Raw genomic sequence first — 23,935 nt, forward strand, 5'->3', positions numbered from 1 at the left:
CCTTGAGGGTTGAACGGTCGTGCGGACGTCCGGAATCCTAGGGCGCGCTCCCGACGGGGCCGACGGCCCGCCGCACCGTTGCGGGAAGATGACAGGCCGGCGCGGGCGTTCCCGGTGTGACGGCCCGCACGAGACCCCTGGAGCCCGCGTGACCGCGACCATCGCGCCCGCCACCCCCGCCGTCGTCGGCGACGAGCGGACGTTGTCGCCCGAGGAGTACCGGGCCTGGGCGCGCGAGGTGCGCGCCCTGGCCGAGGAGCGCGGAGCGGTGATCCTCGCGCACAACTACCAGGTCCCCGAGATCCAGGACGTCGCCCACTACACCGGCGACTCGCTGTACCTCTCCCGCGTCGCGGCGCAGACCGACGCCCGCGAGATCGTCTTCTGCGGCGTCCACTTCATGGCCGAGACGGCGAAGATCCTCTCGCCGGGCAAGACCGTGCTGCTGCCCGACCACGCGGCCGGCTGCTCGCTGGCCGACAGCATCACCGCCGAGCAGCTGCGCGAGTGGAAGGCCGAGCACCCCGGCGCCGTCGTCGTCAGCTACGTGAACACGACCGCCGCGGTCAAGGCCGAGACCGACATCTGCTGCACGTCGTCCAACGCCGCCGACGTCGTCCGGTCGATCCCCGAGGACCGGGAGATCCTGTTCTGCCCCGACCAGTTCCTCGGCGCCCACGTCAAGCGGGTCACCGGCCGGGAGAACATCCACGTGTGGGCGGGGGAGTGCCACGTGCACGCCGGGATCAGCCCCTCCGACGTGCGCGCCCAGGTGGCCGCGCACCCCGACGCCGAGATCCTGGTGCACCCCGAGTGCGGCTGCACGACCTCGGTGCTGGACCTGGTCAGCCACGGCGACCTGCCCGCCGACCGGACCCGCGTGCTCTCCACCGGCGGCATGGTCGAGGAGGCCGCCCGGACGTCGTCGCGGGAGGTGCTGGTGGCGACCGAGGTCGGCATCCTGCACCAGCTGCGGGCGCTCAACGCCGGCACGTCGTTCATCCCGATGAACGACCGCGCCGCATGCCGCTACATGAAGATGATCACCCCGGCCAAGCTGCTGAACACGCTGCGCACCGGGGAGGGCGCCGTCGACGTCGACCCGGAGACCGCCACCCGCGCCCGGGCCGCCGTCGAGGCGATGATCGCGATCGGCGAGCCCGGGCGGGGCGGGGAGTAGCGCTCACACCCCCTGGAGCGCCGGCGGCTCGACGGGCACGAGGTCGGAGGGCTCGGGCAGCTCCTCCTCGGTGACCACGGCCCGGTTGGGCCTCGCGTTGAACAGCAGCCGGAAGACGTCGGGCCGCGAGTAGTGGCCGACCGGGTCGGCGGCGGACTTGGCGATCGCGAGCAGCGCCGGGTCGAGGTCGGCGTAGAGGATGCCCTCCTCGTCCTCGGCCAGCGGCGCGGCGAGCTCGGTGCCCTCCGGCCCGTAGATGCGGGTGAACCCGCCGCCCTGCAGCAGCAGCTGCTTCTTGACCTCGGTGTCGGCGAACACGTCGTGCGCCGCCTGGCCCACCACCGAGCAGGGGGCGACGACGAACGTCTGCCCCTCGACGGCGTACACGCGGCTGGCGGCGGTGTTGACCTCCGGGCCGAGCGCGGTGGCCGCGCCGCGGTAGACCGAGAAGCTCGGCCACGAGGCCACGTGGATCTGCTCGCCCTTGCTGTACATCGCGTACTTGGTCAGCGGCTGGAAGTGCTCCCAGCAGTTGAGACCGCCGAGCCGGCCGAGCCGGGTCTCGTGCACCTGGATGTCGCTGCCGTCGCCCTCGCCGAACACGCTGCGCTCCACGTGGGTGGGCTTCAGCTTGCGGCGCACGGCGATCACCGCCCCGGTGTCGTCGAGGAAGGCCTGCGACATGTACAGCGAGCCGCCGGCCTTCTCCGCGAACCCGAGGACGACGTGCACCCGGTGCCGGCCGGCCGCGGCGGCGATCCGCTGCATGTGCTCGCCGTCGCGGGTCATCGCGTTGTCCGCGTACCGCGGCACGAACTGCATGCCCCACGCGGGGCTGTCCAGCCAGATCCACCACGGGTAGCCGGGGACGAACGTCTCGCCGAAGGCGACGAGCTGCGCGCCGTTCCCGGCGGCCTCGGCGATCAGGTCGCACACCTGCGTCACGCCCGCCTCCAGGTCGAGCCACCGGGGCTCGGCCTGGACGGCGGCGACGCGGACGGGCGGTGCTGGGCGCGTGGCGGAGCTCATGACGGACCTCCTGGATCGGGCCGCCGTCCGGAGCGGCGGCATGCTGCGACGGTGGCGCCGCCGACTCCGGCCGGACTCGCCGTGCGTGCCGCGTTCCTGACGATCGGTGCCAGCTCAGGGCGCGCCGAGCGCCGCCCGCCGGTAGGCCGCGGGGGTGCTGCCGGTGACCGCCCGGAAGGCGCGGTGGAACTGCGCCTCGCCGGCGAAGCCGCAGCGCCCGGCGACGGCGGCCAGCGGCATCCGGGGCTGCGTGCGCAGCAGGTCCTGGGCGGCGGTCACCCGCAGCCGGCGCAGCACGTCGCCCAGGCCCTCGGGCTCGCCCTCGAACAGCCGGAACAGCGTGCGGCGGGAGAGGTGGCACGCCGCGGCGACCCGGTCGGCGTCCAGCCGCGGGTCGGCGTAGCGGGCGGCCAGGTGGGCCAGCACCCGCTCGCGGTCCACCGCCGTCGCCCCGTCACCGCGCGGCGCCGTCGTCCCGGCGGCCAGGGTGAGGGCGGAGGTGAGCAGGCCCAGCGCGTGCGGGGCGAGGGCCGCGCTGCCGGCCGGGTCGGTCGCCCGCGCGCGGGCGAGCCCGCGGAAGAAGTCGGCCACCAGGCGGGCGCTGCTGCTGGCGCCCAGCGCCACCCCGGTCGCGTGCAGCACCGGCCCCTCGGGCAGCAGCCGGCGGGGCACCTGCACGACCAGCTGCTCGAACGAGCCGGGGAAGTGCAGCGCGTAGGGGCGGGTGCTGTCGTAGAAGGCCATCGCCCCGGGGCGCAGCGGCGCCGTCCGGCCGTCCTGGGCGACCGTCCCGCGCCCGGCCACCTGGATGCTGGCCAGCACGTACTCCTCGGAACTGCGCGCGATCAGCCGCGGGGTGCGGCGCACGTGCTGGCCGCTGGCCCGCACGGTGGTGAGCTCGACCGCGCCCACGTCGGTGTGCGCGATCCGGCCGCGGAACGGCGCCTCTGTCGTGGGCGCGGCGGACAGCTGCACGAACGTGTCGCAGATGAGGTCCTGCCAGTACTCGAACGCGCGGCCCGGCGGCACCTCGTCGGTGCTGGCGGTCAGCGCGCTCACGCGGGCGATGATGAACCGTCAGGCGGCCCGCAGGAAGAGGTAGATCGAGACGGCGACGCCGAACGTCACGATGAGCACGCGCAGCGGGGTGGACGGGATCCGGCTGGCCAGGCGCGCGCCGAGGAACCCACCGAGCAGGCTGGCGGGGGCGGCGACGGCGACGACGCCCCAGTGCACCGGGCCGAAGAGGCCGAAGACGACCACCGTGACCGTGGCGGTCACCGCGGAGAGCGCGGACTTCAGCGCGTTGGCGAGCTTCAGCCGGTGCAGCGCCAGGCCGAGGACGCCGACGAGGATCACGCCGAGCGCGCCGCCGAAGTAGCCGCCGTAGGTGGTGGCGAGGAAGAGGGCGACGTAGAGCCAGACGGGGTCGCGGGTCCGGCCCACCTCCTCGGCGCGGCGGAGCCTCTGGTTGAGCAGCGGCTGGACGGCCAGCAGGAGGCTGGCCAGCAGGACGAGGACCGGGACGACCAGGTCGAAGGCCTCGGTCGGGGTGGTCAGCAGCAGCACGGACCCGGCGATGCCGCCCAGGACGGCGACCAGGCCGAAGCGCAGCAGGCGGCTGCGCTGGCCGACGTACTCCTGGCGGAAGCCGGCGACGCCGCCGAGGTAGCCGGGCCACTGCGCGACCGAGTTGGTGACGTTGGCCTCGACCGTGCCGAGGCCGAGCGCGACCAGCGTGGGGAAGAGGATCAGCGAGCCGCCGCCGGCGATGGAGTTGACGCCCCCGGCGAGGAAGGCCACGGCCGCGGCGATGACCAGGTCGAGGGCGGACACGGGCGCCGAGCCTACGGTGGCGGTCGTGGGCACGCCCTGGCGAACGGCCGGACTCGCCGCCCTGCTGGGCGGCTCCGGCGTCCTGCACCTGGTCCGGCCCGCCGTCTACGAGTGGCTGGTGCCCCCGGAGCTGGGCGACGCGCGCACGTGGGTCACGCTCACCGGGGTGGCGGAGATCGGGACGGCGGCGCTGCTCGCCCTGCCCGTGACCCGGCGCTCCAGCGGCTGGGCGGCGGCCGGGCTGCTGACCGCGTTCCTGCCGGCCCACCTGCACACGTTCCGGGTGGTCCCGCGGCGACCGCTGCCGCTCGCGGTGGCCGCGGTGCGGCTGCCGCTGCAGGCGCCGCTCGTCGCGGCCGCGCTGCGAGCCGCCCGGCGGGGGTGATCACCCCGGCAGACTGCGCGGCATGCCTTCAGCACCCATGCCCGACGACTGGCAGCGCGCGCTCGTCGTCGCGGCCCACCCCGACGACATCGAGTACGGCACGGCCGCCGCGGTGGCCGTGTGGACGGCGGCCGGCAAGGAGGTGCACTACCTGCTGGCCACCCGCGGCGAGGCGGGGATCGCGGGGATGCCGCCCGCCGAGGCCGGCCCGCTGCGCGAGGAGGAGGAGCGGCGCTCGGCCGCCGTCGTCGGCGTCCGGGAGGTGGAGTTCCTCGACCACCGGGACGGCGTCCTGGAGTACGGGCCGGCCCTGCGCCGCGACCTCGCCGGTGCGATCCGCCGCCACCGGCCCGAGCTGGTGGTCACGATGCACGGCGGGGACACGTGGACCCCGCCCGGCGTCTCGCCGGCCGCGCTGAACTCGGCCGACCACCGCGCGCTGACCCGGTCGGTGCTCGACGCGGTGGCCGACGCCGCCAACGAGTGGATCTTCCCCGACCTGGCGGAGGAGCCGTGGTCGGGCGTGCAGTACATCGCCGTGCAGGTCTTCGGCGGCGAGGCGCCGCACGTCGTCGACGTGACCGACGGGGTCGAGCCGGCCGTGGCGTCGCTGAGCGAGCACCGGCGGTACCTCGAGGTGCTCTCGGACGTGCCGGTCGACGAGCAGGCGAGGCAGCAGATCGACATGGCGACCCTGGGCGAGGACGGCGGCCGTCGGGTGGGGTTCACGCTGTACTGGGGATGACAGGCCCGACACGCTGACCAGCGTTTTCGTCGTCCACAGGCCTTGCCGCGGCACCCCGGTCGAACGTACGATCGAACGCGTGGACCAGCCTCCCGCCTACGCACCGCAGACCGGCCTCGCCGCCGGTCCGCTGGGGGTGGTGCAGGCCGCGGACCGCGAGATCGCCCGGCAGACCGCGGTGCGGGCGCGGGCCCTGGCGGAGTTCGCCGCCTCCCGGCCGGCGTCCGCCGACCGGGCCCAGGGGGAGCCGGGCGCGATGAGCGCCGCGCGGTGGGCGGCCCGGCCGGACGAGCTGAAGCCGGTGAGCGAGTGGGCGACCCCGGAGCTCTCGATCGGGCTCACCTGCACGCGGTCGCGGGCGGACGCCCTGCTGTCCGAGTCGCTGCTCCTCGTCGAGCGCCTCCCGGGCACCCTGGCGGCGCTGGAGGCCGGGATGCTCACCGAGGCCCACCGGTGGCCGCTCCTCGAGCACGTCGCGACCATCGCCGACGACCGGGTGCGGGCCGAGGTCGAGGCGGAGGTGCTGGGCTGGGTGGCCGATCGCGCCGCCCGGCGGACCATCACCACGCCGCCGCAGCTGCGCGACAAGGTGCTGCGCGTGCTGGTCCGGCGCAACCTGCGCGACGTCGCCGACGAGCTGGCCAGGGCGGTGAAGCGCCGCGGGGTGCACCTGCAGCCGGAGAGGACCGCCGGCATGGCGGCGGTGTTCGCCAGGCTCACCGTGCCCGAGGCGCAGGCGCTGGTCGCCACCCTGGAGGCTCTCGCCGATGCGCTGCCGGCCGATCCGGCCGACACCCGGTCGCGCGGGGAGAAGACGGCCGACGTCCTGCTCGACCTGGTGCTGCGCCGGGGGGCGTCGGACCTCCCCCCGGTGCAGGTGGCCCTCACCCTCGTCGCGCCGGTGAGCACGGTCCTGGGCGGGGACGCCCCGGCCGAGCTCGGTGGCCAGGTGGTCCCCGCCGAGGTGGCCCGCCGGCTGCTGGACGCCCTCGCCGGCGCCGGGCTCGGTGCGCCGCCGGCCGACGAGCGACCGGCGGCGCACCTGGATGAGGACGAGCAGTTCCCCGATCTCGGCCTCGACGACTCCGGCTGGACCGAGCGGATGCGGGCCGCGCACGCCGAGTGGGAGGCCGACTGGGAGCGCCGCCTGGAGGCCGGCGAGTTCGACGACCCCGACCCGCTGACCGCCGATGAGGTCGTGGCCGCCGCCGAGCGCACGCTCGACGAGGGCTGGCTGGAGCTGCAGCGCGAGATGGCCGACGCCGACGACCGCTGGTGGGCGGAGTTCCAGGCGGGGCTGCACCCCGACCCCGACCCGCCGCCGGCCGAGGGGCCGGCCGGGACGGACCCGCCCGCGGACGGGACGTGGTGGAGGTCGGCCGATCGAGCGGTGCAGGAGGCGGGACGGATCCTCGGCGACGCCGAGGCGGCGCTGGTGCGCGCCCGCGACCTGGTGCACACCGCCGAGCTCGCCGATCGCGCCGACGAGGCGGCCTGGCAGCGCTCGCCGGCGGGACGGGTGACCGCCGCGGTCGACGCCCTGGGGGCACTGCGCGCCGCGGCCGCGGCTGACCGGGCCGCGCTCGGCGACCTGCTGGTGCGCACCGGTGGGGGAGGGCTGCTCGAGCGCCCGCGGATCGCCCTGGTCGACGCCCTCTCCGGCACGCTCGTGTCGCTCACCGACCTGCCGGGCCTCCGCCGCGCGGCCGTGACCGGGGAGCCGCTCGCTGCACCGCCGCCGACCGACGGCTACCGTCCGGGCGCGGAACTCGACCGCTTCGTCCGGCGCCGCGACCGCCGCTGCCGGTTCCCGGGGTGCCGCCGTCCGGTCGCGGCGGGCGAGCTCGACCACCGCATCCGCTGGCCCGACGGGCCGACCGACGTCGGCAACCTGGTGGGCTTCTGCACCGGTGACCACCGCGGCAAGCACCAGGCCCCCGGCCTCGACCACGCGCTCGACGCCGCAGGCACGCTCACCGTCACCACGCCGTCCGGCCTCGTCGCCACCACGGACGCTCCGCCGTTCTGAGCGCCGAACTAGACTGGTCACCACGACGGACGAGTCGGCTGGGCGGTCGCGTCGGCGGGGGAGACCCCGTCGCCGAGGAACGTCCGGGCTCCACAGGGCAGGGTGGTCGCTAACGGCGACCCGGGGTGACCCGCGGGACAGTGCCACAGAGAACAGACCGCCAGCGGTTCGCCGCTGGTAAGGGTGAAACGGCGGTGTAAGAGACCACCGCACACCGGGTGACCGGTGTGGCTCGGTAAACCCCACCCGGAGCAAGGTCGAGAGGGACGGCGGCTCGCCGCCGTCCTGCGCAGGCGCTCGAGGGCTGCCCGCCTGAGCCTGCGGGTGGACCGCTCGAGCCTGCCGGCAACGGCAGGCCTAGATGGATGACCGCCCATCGGGAGGCCGCGAGGCGCCCGAGGACAGAACCCGGCGTACAGGCCGACTCGTCCGTCGCCCCTCTGGCCGGCACGCCTCCGGTCAGGGGCGGGCGCCGTGGGCTCCCCGGCTCACCGCTCCCGGACGGCGTAGGTCAGGTGGGTCACCCGCTGCGTCGGCTCGGCGCGGACCGGCTCGAGGGCCACGCGGCCCGCGTCCACGCCCTCGAACAGGCGGATCCCCGTGCCGAACAGCACGGGAGACAGCGCGATCGTGAACTCGTCGACCAGGCCGGCGTTCACGTGCTGCAGGATCGTCGCGCCGCCGCCCGCGATGCGGACGTCCCGGTCCCCGGCGGCCGCGCGGGCCCGGTCCAGCGCGGCCTCGATGCCGTCGTTCACGAAGTGGAAGGTGGTCCCGCCCGGCCGCTCCCAGGGGTCGCGCTCCTCGTGCGTCACGACGAACACCGGCGTGTGGAACGGCGCCTCCTCCGGCCACGCCTGCTCGCCGGCGTCGAACATGCGCTTGCCCATCACGCTCGCGCCGGTGCGCTCGAACGTCTCCCGCAGGATGTCGTTGTCGCGCCCCTCCTCGCCGCCCTCACCGAGCTCCAGGTTCTGCCGGAAGAACCGCTGCGGGAAGACCCACCGCTGCAGCTCCACCCACTGCCGCCCCATCAGCTCCTCGGGGGACTCGGGCGCGATGAACCCGTCCAGGGACATCGACACGCTGAAGAACACCTTGCCGGCCATCAGCCGTCGGCTCCGGTCCGAACCGTCTCGGCCAGGTAGGCGGCCAGGTTGCCCAGGGTCTGCCGGCCGCCCTCGATCGCGTGGTACTTCTCGACCGCCTCGTCGCGCAGCTCCTTCGTCGGGAACACCGTGCGCATCTCGAGCCGGGTCGCCGCTCCCTCGGGCGCGAACGTGAGGACCGACTCGAAGGCGTTCGGGTCGCCGCGGAACTCACCGTGCAGCAGCGCGATCACCTCCGGCGGGACGATCTCGGTCCAGGAGATCCACTCCTGGTAGTCCGTCCCGTCCGGCCCGTGCATCACGAAGACCCACTCCCCGCCGACGCGGAACTCGAAGGACCGCGTGGTGGTGGTGAACCCCTCCGGCCCCCACCAGCGCGACAGGTGGCGCACCTCGGTGAACGCCTCGAACACCAGCTCCCGCGGGGCGTCGATGACCCGGGAGATCACGATCTCCCGGTCGGCCTCCGCGGACGGCACCGCCGCTCCTCGTCCGTTCGTGCTCATCCGCTAGTCCTCCTGCCTCTCCTGCTCGAGGTCCTGCACGTACGCGTCCAGCCGGTCGAAGCCGGCGTTCCAGAACCGCTCGAACCCGCCGGTCCACTCGTGCACCGGTCGAAGCCCACGGGCGTCGAGGCCGTACAGCCGCTGCTTGCCGGCCCTGCGGTCCCGCACCAGCCCGACCTCCCGGAGCACCCGCAGGTGCTTGGACGCCCCGGGCTGGGCCATCCCCAGCTCCCGGGCCACCTCGGTCACCGGCCGCTCACCCGCCCGCAGCAGCGCCAGGATCTCCCGGCGCTGCGGCTCGGCGATCGCGTTGAAGACGTCCGACGTCGTGGCGGCTCGTGCCATGACGGACAACGTATACCCATATCGGTATGCGTCAAGGTCCCGCCGGCCGCCCGGCCGATGAGTTCGACCGAGATCCCGGGTCTGTGCCGGCAGACCGGTCCGCCGCACCCGGGAGCGCACCATGACCGCCGCCTACACGTTCGACGTCGTCTCCACCCTGGACGGGTTCGGCTCCTACGACGGCGGCGACTGGGGCGGCTTCTGGGGCAAGGCGGGCCCGGAGTACCTCGACCACCGCCTCGCCGTGTACGGCGAGCAGCAGCGGCTGGTCCTGGGGGCCGGCACGTTCCGGGAGTTCGTGCAGCTGCTGGGCCCCGGCACCGAGCCGGACCCGGTCAACGCCCGGATGGTCGCCCTGCCGACGACGGTGGTGTCGACGACCCTCGAGGGACCCCTCGACCGGCCGGACGCGACCCTCGAGCGCGGCGACGCCGTCGACGTCGTCGCCCGGCTCAAGGAGGAGTCAGAGCTGCCGCTGCTCTCGCACGGGAGCCTGTCGATGAACCGGGCGCTGATGGCCGCCGGCCTGGTCGACCGCGTCCGGCTGACGCTCTTCCCCGTGATCACCGGCCGGACCGGCGCCGAGCCCGTCTTCCGGGGCGCGGCCGACTTCGACCTCGAGCTGCTCGGGAGCCGGACGTTCGACGGCCACGTCCAGGTGCTCACCTACCGCCCCACGCTGCACGCCTGAGGCCCCGTCAGGGCACCACCTCGTAGGTGGACTGCACGAACCCGGCCCCGAGCACCGTGGTGACCTGGTGCACCAGGGACACCTCGCGCGGCAGCCGGCCGAACAGCGGCAGCCCGTCCCCGAGCAGCACCGGCGCGGTGGTGATGGTCAGCTCGTGCACCAGCCCGGCGGCCAGCAGGCTCTGCACCACCCGTCCCCCGTCGACGTACACGCGTCGGGCGCCGGCTGCTACCAGGTGGTCGACGAGGTCCCCGACGGTGCCGTGCACGCTGATCCTCGGGTCCGCGTCGTCCGTCAGGGTGCTGCTCAGCACCGCGACCGGCCTGCCCGCGTAGGGCCACTCGTCGAAGGAGAGCGCCTTCTCGTAGGTCCCCCGGCCCATGACGAGGTGGTCGATACCGGCCAGGAAGGCGTCGTAGCCGGTCTCGCCCGCCCCCTCCGCGCGGCTGGTGAGCCAGTCGATGTCGCCGTCGGGCCGGGCGATGTAGCCGTCGAGGCTCGTGGCGATGAAGACGGCGCCGGTGAAGGGACGCGGACGGCTCGTCGAGCTGGTCCTCGGGCTGGTCGTCGTGGACACGGGCAGATCACTCCTCGGTGGATCGGTGGGGTGAGAGAACGGCGTCGACCGCCGCGCGCAGCGCGTCGGGGAGCGACCCCTCCCCGGTCAGCGGCCACAGGACCAGAGCGCCGTTGTAGGCCGTGTGGACCGCGCCCGCCAGCCGGTCGACGTCGACGTCCTCGCGGAGCTCGGCGGCCTCCACCGCGGCCCGCAGCAGGGAGGCGATCCCGGCCTCTGTGCAGCGCGCGTGGGTCACCGCGTGCGTCCGGAACTCGTCGTCCCGCAGGTCCAGCTGCAAGAAGGCGAGGTCGTTGGCGAGCTCCGCCGGCCCGTCCAACCCCTCCACCAGAGCGGCCAGCACCGCCTGCAACGCCGCCAGGGGGGACTCGTGCCGCCGGCGCGCCTCCTCGAAGCAGTTCCGCGTCGACGCCGCGGCCGTCCCGGCCAGCGCCAGGAGCAGACCGCGCTTGGACCCGAACCGCTGCACCAGCGTGGCGGGGGAGAGGCCCGCCTCGGCGGCGACGGCGGCGAGCGTGGTGGCCGCGGGACCGTGCCGGCGGATCGTGCGCGCGGCGGCCTGCAGGACCGCTGCGTCACTCGTCGTGCGGGGACGCGGCACCGGTGCCTCCTCGTGGGCCTTCAGACATAAACAAACGTACATTTATAAACCGGGTGGCGTCAAGCGGTCCCGTGCCGGGCCCCGAGGGCGGGATGACACCATCCTCTGGACGGCGCCACGCCCCAGGGGACGGAGTACGAGTGAGCAAGGTCCTGACCGCCCTCCCGGTCGGCGAGCGCGTCGGCATCGCCTTCTCCGGGGGTCTCGACACCTCGGTGGCGGTGGCCTGGATGCGTGCCAAGGGCGCCGTCCCCTGCACGTACACGGCCGACCTGGGCCAGTACGACGAGACCGACATCTCCGGCGTCCCCGGCCGCGCCATGCAGTACGGCGCCGAGATCGCCCGCGCCGTCGACTGCCGGCGGGAGCTGGTCGAGGAGGGCCTGGCCGCCCTGGCCTGCGGCGCCTTCCACATCAGGTCGGCCGGCCGGGTCTACTTCAACACCACGCCGCTCGGCCGCGCCGTGACCGGCACGATGCTCGTCCGCGCGATGCAGGCCGACGACGTCCACATCTGGGGCGACGGCTCGACCTTCAAGGGCAACGACATCGAGCGCTTCTACCGGTACGGCCTCCTGGCCAACCCGGGCCTGCGCATCTACAAGCCCTGGCTCGACGCCGACTTCGTCCGCGAGCTCGGCGGCCGCGCCGAGATGAGCCAGTGGCTCGTGGAGCACGACCTGCCCTACCGGGACAGCAAGGAGAAGGCGTACTCCACCGACGCCAACATCTGGGGCGCCACCCACGAGGCGAAGACCCTCGAGCACCTCGACGTCCCGCTGGAGACCGTCGAGCCGATCATGGGCGTCCGCTTCTGGGACCCGACCGTCGTCATCGAGCCCGAGGACGTCACCCTCCGCTTCGAGGCCGGCCGCCCGGTCGCGGTCAACGGCGGCACCTACGACGACCCGGTCGCGCTGGTCGACGAGGTCAACGCCATCGGCGGCCGGCACGGGCTCGGCATGTCCGACCAGATCGAGAACCGGATCATCGAGGCCAAGTCCCGCGGGATCTACGAGGCACCCGGCATGGCCCTGCTGTGGATCGGCTACGAGCGCCTGCTCAACGCCGTCCACAACGAGGACACGATCGCCAACTACCACGCCGAGGGCCGCCGGCTGGGCCGCCTGCTCTACGAGGGCCGCTGGCTGGACCCGCAGTCGCTCATGCTGCGCGAGTCCATCCAGCGCTGGGTCGCCTCCCTGGTCACCGGCGAGGTCACGGTGCGGCTGCGGCGCGGGGAGGACTACTCCGTGCTGGCCACCCGCGGCCCGGCGCTGTCCTACCACCCCGACAAGCTGTCGATGGAGCGCGTCGAGCACGCCGCGTTCGGCCCCGTCGACCGCATCGGCCAGCTGACCATGCGCAACCTCGACATCGCCGACTCCCGCGCCAAGCTCGAGCAGTACGCCGCCCGGGCCGGGGTCCCGGTCGGCCGGGCCTACCTGTTCGGCGAGCTCGAGTCCGGCCTGGTCGCCGGCGGCGCCGAGCTCATCGCCGCCAACCCGCAGGCCGAGGCGCAGCCGGCCGACGAGACCCTCGACAACGCCGCGATGGAGTCCGGCACGGACTGACCGATGAGTTCTCTGCGGATCCCCGGTCCACCGGTCATGCAGACCACGACCTCGGCCGACGGCACGGCGATCGCCTACGAGACCTGGGGCGAGGGCCCCGCGGTGGTGGTCGTCGGCGGTGCCTTCAACGACCGCGGCACCTGGGCCGAGCTGGCCCGGGCGCTCGCCGGCCAGGGGTTCACGGGGGTCTCGTACGACCGGCGCGGCCGGGGCGACAGCGGCGACACGCAGCCGTACGCGATCGAGCGCGAGTTCGAGGACCTCGCCGCCGTCGTCGCGGCCGTCCAGCCGGACGCGCCGGTCTTCGCCCACGGGGTCTCCTCGGGCGGCGGGCTCCTGCTGCGCGCCGTCGCGGCCGGCGCCCCGGTCGCCCGCGCCTCCGTGCTCGAGCCGCCCTACCGGATCGCGGGCGCGCCGCCCGCCCCGGAGAGCTACCTGGCGACCCTGCAGCGGTTCGTGGACGCCGGCGACCGCACCGGTCTCGTCGAGTACTTCCAGACCCGGGTCGTCGGGCTGCCCCCGGAGATGGTCCAGTCCTTCCGTGGGACGGCGATGTGGCAGGCGCTGGAGGCCCTGGCGCCGACGCTGGTGTACGACGGCCACGCGATGGGCGGCGACGACCAGGCCCTCCCGGTCGACGTGCTGGCCTCGATCGGCATCCCGGTCCTCGGGGTGACGAGCGAGGGCACCGCCGTCCCCTGGATGTCGCGCACGGTCGAGGAGGTCGCCGCCGCGGTCCCCGGCGGCCGGTGGGTCCGCCTGCCCGGCGGCTTCCACGAGGTCGCCCCGGACGTGCTCGCGCCCGAACTGGCGGGCTTCTACCGCGGGTAACGGGCCGGAGACGTCCGGAAGCACCCACACGGGTGTAACGCGCGTCCCCACCCCACCCGACCCGGTGACAAACGGCCCGATTCGGCCGCAGACCACGGACCCCGCATTGACACGCGCCTACGTTGCGTGATCGTTTGCGCCCTCAGCACCCCGGTGCGACGGCCCTGACGTGGCCGGACGCCGGAGCAGTGCGATGGATAGGTAACACCGGGTAACCGTCACGGGGGAGACGCTCATGGCACACCGCACTGCGTCATTCGGCGACAACCCCCTCGGACGACGTCGTCCGTCCCCCCTCACCGGCCTCTTGTCGCCCCGTCCCGAAGGTCCCCAGATGTCTGCTGCCACCGCTCGCGCCGTGCGGTCGGGACGACGAGCGGGTTCTGCCGCGCTCGCCGCGCTCCTGGCCCTCGGTCTCCTCCTGCTCGGGCTGGCCGTCCCGACGACGGCCTCCGCCGACACCCGGCCGGACCCCGGCGTCCCGCCGACCGTGTCGGCCGACGCCCTGCCGACCGTCCAGGTCAACGGCGTCGTCTGGTCGATGGTCACCGTCGGGAACACGGTCTACGCGACCGGCAGCTTCAACCGGGCGCGGCCCGCGGGCTCGGCGCCGGGCCAGAACGAGACGCCGCGCGCCAACCTGGTGGCCTTCAACCTGACCACCGGTGTGATGACGAGCTTCAACCACACGCTCAACGGCCAGGGCCGGCACATCACGGCCTCGCCCGACGGCACGCGCATCTACGTCGCCGGTGACTTCACCACCGTCGACGGCGTCGCGCGCGGGCACATCGCGGCGTTCAACACCGCCACCGGGGCGCTGATCAACACCTTCGCGCCGACCTCCAACGGCGCCATCTACTCCATCGCCGCCACGAACTCGACCGTCTACGTGGGCGGCAACTTCACCACCGCGGGCGGCCAGAGCCGCACCCGGCTGGCCGCGTTCAACGCCAGCAACGGCGCGGTGACCGCCTGGGCGCCGACGGCCAACCACACCGTCCGCGGCATGATCCTCGACTCCACCGGCCAGCGGGTCGTCTTCGCCGGCCAGTTCTCGCAGGTCAACGGCCAGTCGGCGATCGCGCTGGCGTCGGTCGACCTGGCCGGCGGGAACACGGACACGTGGGACTACGGCATCACGAACTCCGGTGACAACGGCGGCGTCTGGAGCCTGAAGTTCGACGGCGTGCGCGCCTACGCCACGACGTACGGCTACCTCGTGGGCAACATCGAGGGCGTCGTCGCCTTCGACCCGACCGACCTCTCCCTGGTCTGGATGAACGACTGCCACGGCGACCCGTACGACACGTGGTCCAACGGCACGATCGTCTACAACGCCAGCCACACCCACGACTGCGAGACCTCGGGCGGCTTCCCCGACCCGAACCCGCGGGCCTGGAAGCGCGCCATCGCCATGACGACGGCCGTGACCGGCACGCTGAAGGCCACCACCCAGGTGCCGCGGTACGGCAGCTGGGAGGGCCGGCCGCACCCGACGGTCCTCAACTGGTGGCCCACCATCCCGGCCGGCACCTACACCGGCCAGGACCAGGGCACCTGGTCGGTGACCGGCGGCGGCAGCTACGTGGCCTTCGGCGGCGAGTTCCCGTCGGTGAACGGCACCGTCCAGCAGGGCCTGGTCCGCTTCGCCACGACGAACGTGGCACCCAACCGCCGCGGCCCGGAGATCACGGCCGGCAACCTGCGGCCCAACGCGTCCTCCAACGTCGCCGGCGAGGTCAAGGTGACCTGGCCCGCGACCTGGGACATGGACAACGAGTACCTGACCTACCGCGTCTTCCGCGGCAGCGGCACGACCCCGGTCCACGAGGTCACGCGCAAGGGCCAGTGGTGGCAGACGGGCGTGATGACCTGGACCGACACCGGGCGGCCCGCCGGCTCCTCGGCGTCCTACCGGGTCACGGTCAGCGACCCGCTCGGCAACGTCGTCACCAGCTCGCAGGGCAACACGGTGACGGTGGCCGGCACGACCAGCGCCTACGCCAACCAGGTGCTCACCGACGGCGCCGCGCAGTACTGGCGGCTCGGTGAGACCAGCGGCACGACGGCGTACGACTCGGTCGCCCTCGCCAACATGACCGAGCGCGCCGGGATCACCCGCGGCACCGCGGGCGTGCTCGCCGGCAACGCGGCGATCACCGCCAACGGCACCGCGACCGGCATCGCCCAGACGACCACCACCGTCGCCACCCCGACCAACGCGTTCTCGGTCGAGGCGTGGGTCCGCACCGCCTCCACGGCCGGCGGCGTGATCGCGCAGTTCGGCGACTCGGCCACGGGCGCCAACACCACCAGCGACCGCGCGCTCTACGTGGACGCCAACGGCCAGGTGTCGTTCGGTCTCTCGCGCCGCGTCAGCGGCACGACGGTGTACACCAACACCGTCCGCAGCGGGACGCCGATCACCGACGGCCAGTGGCACCACGTGGTCGCCACGGTCGGCGCCGGCGGCACCGCGCTGTACGTCGACGGTGCCCAGGTGGCCGGCAACGCCACCATGACCAGCGCGAACACCCGGCTGGCCGCCGGCTACTGGATGATCGGCAGCGGCACGCTCGCACCGTGGGCGAACGCCCCGACCAGCTCCTCGCTGAACGGTGCGCTCGACGAGGTCGCGGTCTACCCGACCGCGCTCACCTCGGCCCAGGTGGCGAACCACTACTCGCTGGCCACCGGTGCCACGACGAACCCGTCGCCGACGGCGTCCTTCACCGCGACGGCGACCGGTCTGGGCGTCGCGGTCGACGCCTCGGCCTCGACCGACACGGCTCCGGGGACGGTCGCGTCCTTCTCGTTCAACTGGGGCGACGGCACCCCGGCCACGACGGGGACCTCCGCGACGGCGCAGCACACCTACGCCGCGGCCGGCACCTACACGATCACCCTGACGGTGACCGACAACGGTGGTGCCACGGGGACGACGACGCGCTCGGTCACCCTGACCGACCCGTCGAACACCCCGCCCACCGCGGCCTTCACCGCCACGGTGAACGGGAACACGGTGTCCACCACGTCGACCTCGACCGACCCGAACGGGACGATCACCAACTACGTCTGGCAGTGGGGTGACGGAACGCCGAACACCACCGGCGCGAACGCCACCACCGCGACCCACACGTACGCGGCGCCCGGCACCTACACGGTCCGGCTCACGGTGACCGACAACGCCACCGCGACCGGGACCACCACCCAGTCGGTCACCATCGCCGCCCCGCCGGTCGCGAACTTCGCGGCCGACACGTTCAACCGGACGGTCGCCGCGGGCGGCTGGGGCTCGGCCGACACCGGTGGCGCGTGGACGGCGTCGGCCGGGGCGACCCGCCTGTCGGTGACCCCGGGTGCCGGCGTGCTGGACCTGCCCGGCGCCGGCAACAACACCGGCGCCTACCTGGGCGGGGTGTCGCAGGCCGGCGCCGACGTCACCGCGTCGTTCACGCTGAGCTCGGCGCCGACCGGCACCGGCACGGACGTCTACCTGACGTCGCGCCGCATGGCCAACGGTGACGAGATCCGGGTCCGTGCCCGTGTCGCGCCCACCGGTGCGATCACGCTGACCTACTCTCGCCGCGTGGGTGGGGTGGAGACGCTTCCGGCGGCCGGCAACGTGACGGTCAACGGCGTCACCTGGACGGCGGGCGCCACGCTCAACGTCCGGGTGCAGACCTCCACCGCCAACGGCACGACCACCACGCGGGCCAAGGTCTGGCTGTCGACGGGCACCGAGCCCACCGGCTGGCAGATGACCTACGGCGACGCGACCGCGGCCGTGCAGGGCTCCGGTGGCGTGGGCATCAGCGCCTTCCGCGGCTCCAGCACCACCGCCGCCACGCAGGTCCGGGTCACCTCGTTCGCGGCGCGGCCCGTCGCGTGACCCCCAGCACCCAGCCCCGGCGGAGCAGCAGGGACCTGCTGCTCCGCCGGGGTCTCCCCGCCCTGGCGATCCTGCTCATCGCCGCCTTCGTCGTCCTCGCCGTCACCCGTGGCGGAGCGGACGACGGGGACGGCGGCACCGCCGCGGCCTCGACGTCGGCCACCGGGTCGACCGCGGCGCCCGCGCCCACCGACGAGCCGGCCCCGACCAGCACCGTCCCGCCCTCGCCCGCGACGGAGGAGGCGGCGCCGTCGGTCGTCGCCCGCGAGGGCGTGCCCGAGGCGTCGCGGACCGTCGAGGCGGCACCGGCGGACTTCGCCGCACCGGCCACCTGGTCCGACGGCGCCTCGATCCGGCTGGTGGAGGCCCGGCAGCGGGTCACCACGGCGACCGGGCCGGGGGAGCGGGCCGGCCAGCCGCAGACCGTCTTCCGCCTCGAGCTCACCAACGGCTCCGGCTCGCCGCTGGACCTCAACGCCGTCGTCGTCCAGGCGACCTACGGCGCGGGCGCCTCCCAGGCCAGCCCGATCTACGACCTCGAGAGCGTCGACTTCGGCGGCACCCTGGCGCCGGAGGAGTCCGCCGCGGCCGTCTACTCCTTCGCCATCCCGGCCGACCAGCTCGGCCAGGTGACGCTGTCGGTGGACGTCGACGGCTACCGGTTCCCCGCGGTGTTCTCGGGCGCCGTCCCCGTCTGAGCCCAGCTGCGGCGACGGTCCGTGACCGTCGCCGCACCCGGTCGGGTGAACCTTCATGACGGTTCCGTGACCAGGCCCCGAGCGGATTGACCGGCGACTCCGCAGCGTGATCACGTGCGGCGGCACCGATCCGTGATCTCCCCGGGGGACCCGCATGACCGACCGCACGACCGCGCACGCCCTCCGCCCGGCCGCGCTGGCCGCCCTGCTCTGCGCGGGGCTGCTGCTGCTCGGCCTGGCCGTCGCGCCCGCGGCCTCGGCGGACACGACCCCGGCGCCGGGGACGCCGGCCACGGTGAGCGCCGACGCGCTCGGCACCGTGCAGGTCGACGGCGTGGTCTGGTCCATGGTGACGGTGGGGAACACCGTCTACGCGACCGGCAGCTTCAGCCGCGCCCGCCCCGCCGGGGCGGCCCCCGGCACGCAGGAGGTCACGCGGGCCAACCTGGTCGCGTTCGACATCCGCACCGGGGCGATGACGGGGTTCGCCCACACGCTCAACGGCCAGGGCCGGACGATCACCGCCTCGCCGGACGGCTCCCGGATCTACGTCGGCGGTGACTTCACCACCGTCGACGGGATCGTCCGCCAGCACGTCGCGGCCTTCGACACCGCCACCGGGGCACTGGTCGGCGGGTTCGCCCCCAACGTCAGCGGCGGGGTCTACAGCATCGCCGCCACCGCCGGCACCGTGTACGTCGGCGGCAACTTCACCGTGGCCGGCGGGCAGACCCGCCCACGGCTGGCCGCGTTCAGCGCCGCCACCGGCGCCCTGACGGCCTGGGCGCCCAGCGCGGACCACATCGTGCGCGGGCTGCTGGTGCACGGCGACCGGATCCTGATGTCCGGCCAGTTCTCCCAGGTCAACGGCGCGCCCGCGGTGGCGCTGGCCTCCGTCGACACCGCCGGCGGCGCCATGCGCACCTGGAACCTGGGGATCACCAACTCCGGCGACCGGGGCGGCGCCTGGAGCCTCGAGGCCGACGACCGCTACGTCTACGTGACGATGTGGGGCTTCACCATCGGCAACATCGAGGGCACGGTCGCCCTCGACCCCGACACCCTCGGCCTGGTCTGGATGAACGACTGCCACGGCGACCCGTACGACACCTGGTCGGACGGCGCCGTCGTCTACGGCGCCGGGCACCCCCACGACTGCGAGACCTCCGGCAGCTTCCCCGACCAGGTGCCCACCGTCTGGAAGCGCGCCATCGCCATGACCACCGCGGTCACCGGCACGCTCGAGGCGACGACCAAGACCCCGCGCTACACCAGCTGGGAGGGCCGGCCGCACCCCGAGGTGCTCGACTGGTTCCCCGACATGGCCGCCGGGACGTTCACCGGTCAGAACCAGGCCGCCTGGTCGGTCACCGGCGGCGGCGACTTCGTCGTGTTCGGCGGCGAGTTCCCGACCGTCAACGGCGGCGGGCAGCAGGCGCTGGTCCGGTTCGCCAGGACGCCGGTCGCGCCCGACGACCGCGGTCCGGAGCTCTCCGCCGCGGAGATGACGCCCACGGCCACCTCCACCACGGAGGGGCGCGTCACCGTCACCTGGCCGTCGTCCTGGGACATGGACAACGAGCGGCTCACCTACACGCTCTCGCGCACCGGGACGGCCGAGCCGATCCACACCGTGACCGCCCCGTCCCAGTGGTGGGACACCCCGCTGCTCCGGTTCACCGACACCGTCCCGCCCGGCACGACGGCGAGCTACCGGGTGACCGTGAGCGACCCGTTCGGCAACAGCGTGACCAGCGCGCAGAGCAACACGGTCACCGCGGCGACGACCACGAGCGGGTACGCCAACGGCGTGCTCGCCGACGGCGCGGCGCAGTACTGGCGGCTGGGGGAGACCGGCGGCGGCACCGCCTCCGACCACGTCGGGACGACGGACCTCGTCGCGGGGGACGGCGTCGACCAGGGCGTGACCGGCGCGCTGGCCGGGGACGCGGCGATCGCCGTCGACGGCACGGCCGCGGGCGTCGCGGCCACCGAGAGCACCGTGGCCACCCCGGCGAACGCGTTCTCCGTCGAGGCCTGGGTGCGCACGTCGTCGTCCGCCGGCGGGGTCGTCCTGCAGTACGGCGACGACCCGTCCGGCGCGCACGAGGCCACCGACCGGGCGCTGTACGTCGACTCCGCCGGCCGGCTCTCCTTCGGCGTCTCCCGGCGGGCCGGCGGTGGCTGGCAGGCCCCGACCGAGTACGTCACGGTCCGCAGCCCCGCCGCGGTCACCGACGGCCGGTGGCACCACGCCGTCGCGACCGTCGGCGCCGGCGGCACGACGCTCTACCTGGACGGTGCCGCGGTGGCGCAGAGCGCGACGATCACCACCGCCAACACCCGGGTGAGCGGCGGCCACTGGACGGTGGGCAGCGGCGCGCTGGCCGCCTGGACGGACGCGCCGGCGTCGTCGTCGCTCGCCGGCGCGATCGACGAGGTGGCGGTCTACCCGCTGGTGCTCGGCGCGGAGCAGGTGGCCCGGCACCACGCCCTCGGTACCGGCGCGGCCGCCAACACCCCGCCGACGGCGGCCTTCGCCGCGACGGCCAACGGGCTCGACGTCGTCCTCGACGCCGCCGGCTCGGCCGATCCGGACGGCACCGTCGAGGCGTGGGCCTGGGACTTCGGCGACGGGCGGACCGGCTCCGGGGCGACCGCCGCGCACAGCTACGCCGCCGCCGGCACCTACCCGGTCACGCTGACCGTCACCGACGACGACGGCGCGACCGCCGCGACGACCCGGCAGGTGACCGTCGAGGCCCCGCCGGCCGGCGGCGCCGTGCTCGCCGACGACTCCTTCGGGCGGACCGTCTCCGGCGGCCTCGGCACCGCGGACGTGGGCGGGCCGTGGACGGCGTCGGCCGGCGGCACCCGCCTGTCGGTGGCCGACGGCTCCGCGCAGCTCTCGCTGCCGGCCGCGGGCAACAACACCGGCGCCTTCCTCGGCGACGTCACCCAGACCAGCGCCGACCTCACCACCACGTTCGCGCTCACCTCGGCCCCGACCGGCACGGGCACCTACCTGTACCTGACCGGCCGCCGGGTGGGCGCCGGCCAGGAGTACCGGGTCCGGGTGCGGGTGACCCCGACCGGGCAGGTGTACCTGGCGATGTCCCGGCTCTCCGGCGGCAGCGAGGCGTTCCCGGGCGGGGAGGTCCTCGTGCCCGGGCTGACCTGGTCGACCGGGACCGCGCTCGACGCCCGCGTGCAGGTCACCGGCACCGGCACCACCGACGTGCGGGCACGCGTGTGGGCCGGGGGCACGGCCGAGCCGGCCACCTGGCAGCTGGAGCGCGCGGACACCACCGCGGCCCTGCAGGCGCCCGGCGGTGTCGGGCTCACCGCGCACCGGCCAGGCGGCACCACGGCCGCCACCGCCGTGCGGGTCCCGGCGTTCCGGGTCACCGGCGTGGGGGAGGAGGAGCCGCCGCCGGCGAACGAGGCGCCCACCGCGGCCTTCGATGCCGGGGTCACCGGCCTGTCCGTGGCCGTGGACGCGTCGGCGTCGACCGACGCCGACGGCACCGTCGCCGCCTGGGCCTGGGACTTCGGCGACGGGCGGACGGCGACCGGCGCCACCGCCACCCACACCTACGCAGCGGCGGGCAGCTACCCGGTCACGCTCACCGTGACCGACGACGACGGCGCCACCGGCACGACCACCCGCACCGTGACCGTCGAGGAGCCGGAGGAGCCGCCGGCCGGCGACGCCTTCGCGGCCGACGCCTTCGACCGCACCGCGACGGGCGGGCTGGGCGCGGCCGACGTCGGCGGCGCGTGGACGGCGACCGCGGGCGCGACGCGGCAGTCGGTGAGCGGGGGCGAGGCGGTCCTCGCCCTCCCGGCGGCCGGGAACAACACCGGCTCGTACCTGGGCGTCTCGCGAGGCAGCGCCGACGTCACCACGTCGTTCACGCTGAGCGCCGCCCCGACCGGCGCCGGGACCTACGTGTACGTGACCGGCCGCCGCGTCGCGGCCGGGCAGGAGTACCGGGTGCGCGTCCGGGTCGCCCCCGGCGGCCAGGTGTACCTCACGCTCTCCCGGCTCTCCGGGGGCACCGAGGCCTTCCCCGGCGGGGAGGTGCTCGTCCCGGGGCTGACCTGGTCGGCGGGGACGGCGTTGAACGTCCGCGTCCAGGTCTCCGGCAGCGGCACGACCACGGTCGCCGCCCGGGTCTGGGGCGGCGGTCAGGCCGAGCCGGGCACGTGGCAGCTGTCCCGCACCGACACCACCGCGGCGCTGCAGGCCGCCGGTGGCGTGGGGCTGACCGTCCACCGCCCGGGCGGGACCACGGCCGCCGTCGAGGTGCGGTTCGCCGGCTTCACCGCGCGACCGGTGGCGTAGCCGGTCAGCCCTGGAGCAGGAGGCCCTTGCGCCAGACGTCGCCGCGCACGCTGTGCCAGGCGGTGGGGCCGTACACGCGCTCGACCCGGCCCTCGCCGTGCTCGTCGACCAGGATGATCAGCTCGCCGCCGGCGCCCACGTGGTAGCAGTAGCGCCCGGCGGGCAGGTCGCGGTCGGCGAACGCGGTCTCGCCGGTGCCGTTGAGGTCGACGTCCACGCTCATGCTCGCCCGCTCCTCCCGCGGCCGCGGCTGACCGCTGTCCCGCGAACGGTACGGCCGGCACGCCCGGGCGGCACGCGGGCGGCATCCCTCCTGGTGGTGACGGCCGGCCGGCGGGAGGCGCTCCCCGCCGCCCGGTGTGTCACCGTGTCGGGCGTGTTCGCGCTGGTCGTCGGGGGACTCGGGGCGGGCGTCGGGGTCCTCGTCAACCGGGCCGCCGGCGCGTTCCCGTGGACCGGTCGCGCGCTCGGCCGGCCCGCGGTGCGGCCCCCGCTGCTGGAGCTCGTCACCGGCGTCCTGCTCGGGGTGCTCGCCGCCCTGCTCGGGCCCAGCTGGTCGCTCCCGGCGTTCCTCCTCGTCGCCGCGGTGGGCGTCCTGCTCGCCGTCGTCGACCTGCGCCACCGGCTGCTGCCCGACCGCGTCGTCGTCCCCGCCCTCGGGCTCTGCCTCGCCCTGCTGACCGCGGCGGCCGCCGCAGACGGCGACTGGCCACGGCTGGGGCGCGCCGTCCTCGCCGCCGCGGCCCTGTTCGCGGTGTTCCTGGTGCTCGCGCTGGTGTCCCCGGGCGGCATGGGGATGGGCGACGTCAAGCTCGCCGCCCTCCTGGGCCTGCCGCTCGGCTGGCTGGGCTGGGACGCCGTCGTGCTCGGCGGGGCGGCCGGCTTCCTCGTGCAGGCGGTGCTCGCGCTCGGGCTGCTCGCCACGCGCCGCGTGGGCCTGCGCAGCGAGCTGCCGTTCGGGCCGGCCATGCTGGCGGGCGCGCTGGTCGTGACCGTCTGGGTGGCCGTTTCCGGCTGACGGAGATCCCGCGACGATCGGATGTCATCACCCGATCACCGTGCGTGATGACGGGTGACCGCTGTCGACCCATCGCGTGGTCCGGGTCCGCCTGACGGCTGAAGAACCTTCAGTTCGCCGAAACCGCTGCCGAATCTCGCTCCGAGCCGCGATGGCAGGTCACCCCCGACCCGTTCTGGCCGGCCTTCACCCCCAGGAGCAACCCCGTCATGAACCCGTTCGCCACCTTCGCGACCCTCGTCTCCCTCGCCTCGGACCGCCTGCGGCGCGAGGAGAAGGGCGCGACCGCCGTCGAGTACGGCCTCATGGTCGGCCTGATCGCCGCCGTCATCGTCGGCACCGTGCTGATCCTCGGCGGTCAGCTCGACGGCCTCTTCCAGCAGGTCACCGACGCCCTGCCGTGATCGACGGCTCTCGCTAGCACCCCCGGGGGGGGGGGGGGGGGGGGGGGGGGGGGGGGGGGGGGGGGGGGGGGGGGGGGGGGGGGGGGGGGGGGGGGGGGGGGGGGGGGGGCGAGGGGGGGGGGGGGGTTGGCTTG

Annotated in this window: 21 protein-coding genes and 1 other RNA gene; 13 read left to right on the top strand and 9 right to left on the bottom strand. The window is 74.8% G+C overall.

Annotation, left to right across the window (positions count from 1 at the left end; all coding sequences use genetic code 11):
- Nucleotides 1–148 precede the first annotated feature (148 nt).
- Nucleotides 149–1,180, top strand: a complete 1,032-nt coding sequence (nadA, locus tag ACI8AF_RS19550) for a quinolinate synthase NadA (RefSeq protein ID WP_456541412.1) — start codon at nt 149–151, stop codon at nt 1,178–1,180.
- A 3-nt stretch (nt 1,181–1,183) separates the two neighbouring features.
- Here the strand turns inward: nadA and ACI8AF_RS19555 are convergent, their stop codons facing one another.
- From ACI8AF_RS19555 to ACI8AF_RS19565, 3 genes are all read right to left on the bottom strand, one after another.
- Nucleotides 1,184–2,209 carry a carbon-nitrogen hydrolase family protein gene (locus ACI8AF_RS19555; protein WP_456541413.1) on the bottom strand — a complete coding sequence of 342 codons (1,026 nt, stop codon included), beginning with the start codon at nt 2,207–2,209 and terminating at the stop codon, nt 1,184–1,186.
- A 114-nt stretch (nt 2,210–2,323) separates the two neighbouring features.
- Nucleotides 2,324–3,268 (bottom strand): AraC-like ligand-binding domain-containing protein, encoded by a 945-nt coding sequence (locus tag ACI8AF_RS19560; RefSeq protein WP_456541414.1) that lies wholly within the window; start codon nt 3,266–3,268, stop codon nt 2,324–2,326.
- 18 nt (nt 3,269–3,286) lie between these two features.
- The gene (locus ACI8AF_RS19565) at nt 3,287–4,045 is read right to left on the bottom strand and encodes a sulfite exporter TauE/SafE family protein (RefSeq protein ID WP_456541415.1); all 759 of its coding nucleotides are present in this window, start codon (nt 4,043–4,045) and stop codon (nt 3,287–3,289) included.
- A 25-nt stretch (nt 4,046–4,070) separates the two neighbouring features.
- Between ACI8AF_RS19565 and ACI8AF_RS19570 the strand changes: the two genes are divergently transcribed.
- The 4 genes from ACI8AF_RS19570 (at nt 4,071) to rnpB (ending at nt 7,636) form a co-directional block, all read left to right on the top strand.
- Nucleotides 4,071–4,430: a DoxX family protein gene (locus ACI8AF_RS19570; protein ID WP_456541416.1), complete on the top strand. Its 360-nt coding sequence runs from the start codon at nt 4,071–4,073 to the stop codon at nt 4,428–4,430.
- Between the two features lie 22 nt (nt 4,431–4,452).
- Nucleotides 4,453–5,175, top strand: coding sequence for a PIG-L deacetylase family protein (locus ACI8AF_RS19575; RefSeq protein ID WP_456541417.1), 723 nt, complete (start codon nt 4,453–4,455; stop codon nt 5,173–5,175).
- Nucleotides 5,176–5,254: 79 nt separating this feature from the next.
- Nucleotides 5,255–7,204 (top strand): DUF222 domain-containing protein, encoded by a 1,950-nt coding sequence (locus ACI8AF_RS19580; protein ID WP_456541418.1) that lies wholly within the window; start codon nt 5,255–5,257, stop codon nt 7,202–7,204.
- 30 nt (nt 7,205–7,234) lie between these two features.
- Nucleotides 7,235–7,636: RNase P RNA component class A (rnpB, locus tag ACI8AF_RS19585), an RNA gene on the top strand.
- Nucleotides 7,637–7,692: 56 nt separating this feature from the next.
- On the opposite strand, the gene ACI8AF_RS19590 is transcribed toward rnpB, so the two are convergent.
- The 3 genes from ACI8AF_RS19590 to ACI8AF_RS19600 are packed head-to-tail and all read right to left on the bottom strand — an operon-like array spanning nt 7,693 to nt 9,164.
- Nucleotides 7,693–8,313: a dihydrofolate reductase family protein gene (locus ACI8AF_RS19590; protein WP_456541419.1), complete on the bottom strand. Its 621-nt coding sequence runs from the start codon at nt 8,311–8,313 to the stop codon at nt 7,693–7,695.
- Nucleotides 8,313–8,819 carry an SRPBCC family protein gene (locus tag ACI8AF_RS19595; protein WP_456541420.1) on the bottom strand — a complete coding sequence of 169 codons (507 nt, stop codon included), beginning with the start codon at nt 8,817–8,819 and terminating at the stop codon, nt 8,313–8,315. The genes ACI8AF_RS19590 and ACI8AF_RS19595 overlap by 1 nt, the downstream gene beginning before the upstream one ends.
- A 3-nt stretch (nt 8,820–8,822) precedes the next feature.
- Nucleotides 8,823–9,164, bottom strand: coding sequence for an ArsR/SmtB family transcription factor (locus ACI8AF_RS19600; RefSeq protein WP_456541421.1), 342 nt, complete (start codon nt 9,162–9,164; stop codon nt 8,823–8,825).
- Nucleotides 9,165–9,285: 121 nt separating this feature from the next.
- Here ACI8AF_RS19600 and ACI8AF_RS19605 point away from each other — a divergent pair, with 121 nt between their 5' ends.
- The gene (locus ACI8AF_RS19605; protein WP_456541422.1) at nt 9,286–9,855 is read left to right on the top strand and encodes a dihydrofolate reductase family protein; all 570 of its coding nucleotides are present in this window, start codon (nt 9,286–9,288) and stop codon (nt 9,853–9,855) included.
- Between the two features lie 7 nt (nt 9,856–9,862).
- Here the strand turns inward: ACI8AF_RS19605 and ACI8AF_RS19610 are convergent, their stop codons facing one another.
- Together ACI8AF_RS19610 and ACI8AF_RS19615 are read right to left on the bottom strand one after the other, a co-directional pair.
- A complete protein-coding gene (locus tag ACI8AF_RS19610; protein WP_456541423.1) occupies nt 9,863–10,432 on the bottom strand; it encodes a dihydrofolate reductase family protein in 570 nt (189 codons plus the stop codon).
- Nucleotides 10,433–10,439: 7 nt separating this feature from the next.
- Nucleotides 10,440–11,033, bottom strand: a complete 594-nt coding sequence (locus ACI8AF_RS19615; protein ID WP_456541424.1) for a TetR family transcriptional regulator — start codon at nt 11,031–11,033, stop codon at nt 10,440–10,442.
- Nucleotides 11,034–11,173: 140 nt separating this feature from the next.
- On the opposite strand from ACI8AF_RS19615, the gene argG reads away from it, so the two are divergent.
- From argG to ACI8AF_RS19640, 5 genes are all read left to right on the top strand, one after another.
- Nucleotides 11,174–12,607, top strand: coding sequence for an argininosuccinate synthase (gene argG, locus ACI8AF_RS19620; protein WP_456541425.1), 1,434 nt, complete (start codon nt 11,174–11,176; stop codon nt 12,605–12,607).
- A gap of 3 nt (nt 12,608–12,610) precedes the next feature.
- Entirely contained in the window at nt 12,611–13,438 is an 828-nt protein-coding gene (locus ACI8AF_RS19625) for an alpha/beta fold hydrolase (RefSeq protein ID WP_456541426.1), read from the top strand.
- A gap of 334 nt (nt 13,439–13,772) precedes the next feature.
- Nucleotides 13,773–17,333: a LamG-like jellyroll fold domain-containing protein gene (locus tag ACI8AF_RS19630; protein ID WP_456541427.1), complete on the top strand. Its 3,561-nt coding sequence runs from the start codon at nt 13,773–13,775 to the stop codon at nt 17,331–17,333.
- Nucleotides 17,330–18,031, top strand: a complete 702-nt coding sequence (locus ACI8AF_RS19635) for a hypothetical protein (protein WP_456541428.1) — start codon at nt 17,330–17,332, stop codon at nt 18,029–18,031. The genes ACI8AF_RS19630 and ACI8AF_RS19635 overlap by 4 nt, the downstream gene beginning before the upstream one ends.
- 154 nt (nt 18,032–18,185) lie before the next feature.
- The gene (locus tag ACI8AF_RS19640; protein WP_456541429.1) at nt 18,186–22,379 is read left to right on the top strand and encodes a PKD domain-containing protein; all 4,194 of its coding nucleotides are present in this window, start codon (nt 18,186–18,188) and stop codon (nt 22,377–22,379) included.
- A gap of 4 nt (nt 22,380–22,383) precedes the next feature.
- Here the strand turns inward: ACI8AF_RS19640 and ACI8AF_RS19645 are convergent, their stop codons facing one another.
- Nucleotides 22,384–22,602, bottom strand: a complete 219-nt coding sequence (locus ACI8AF_RS19645) for a hypothetical protein (RefSeq protein ID WP_456541430.1) — start codon at nt 22,600–22,602, stop codon at nt 22,384–22,386.
- Between the two features lie 153 nt (nt 22,603–22,755).
- Between ACI8AF_RS19645 and ACI8AF_RS19650 the strand changes: the two genes are divergently transcribed.
- Both ACI8AF_RS19650 and ACI8AF_RS19655 read left to right on the top strand, forming a co-directional pair.
- Nucleotides 22,756–23,397 (top strand): prepilin peptidase, encoded by a 642-nt coding sequence (locus ACI8AF_RS19650; protein WP_456541431.1) that lies wholly within the window; start codon nt 22,756–22,758, stop codon nt 23,395–23,397.
- Nucleotides 23,398–23,606: 209 nt separating this feature from the next.
- Entirely contained in the window at nt 23,607–23,801 is a 195-nt protein-coding gene (locus ACI8AF_RS19655; RefSeq protein WP_456541432.1) for a Flp family type IVb pilin, read from the top strand.
- Nucleotides 23,802–23,935: the final 134 nt, after the last annotated feature.

The organism is Blastococcus sp. SYSU D00669, assembly GCF_054050715.1.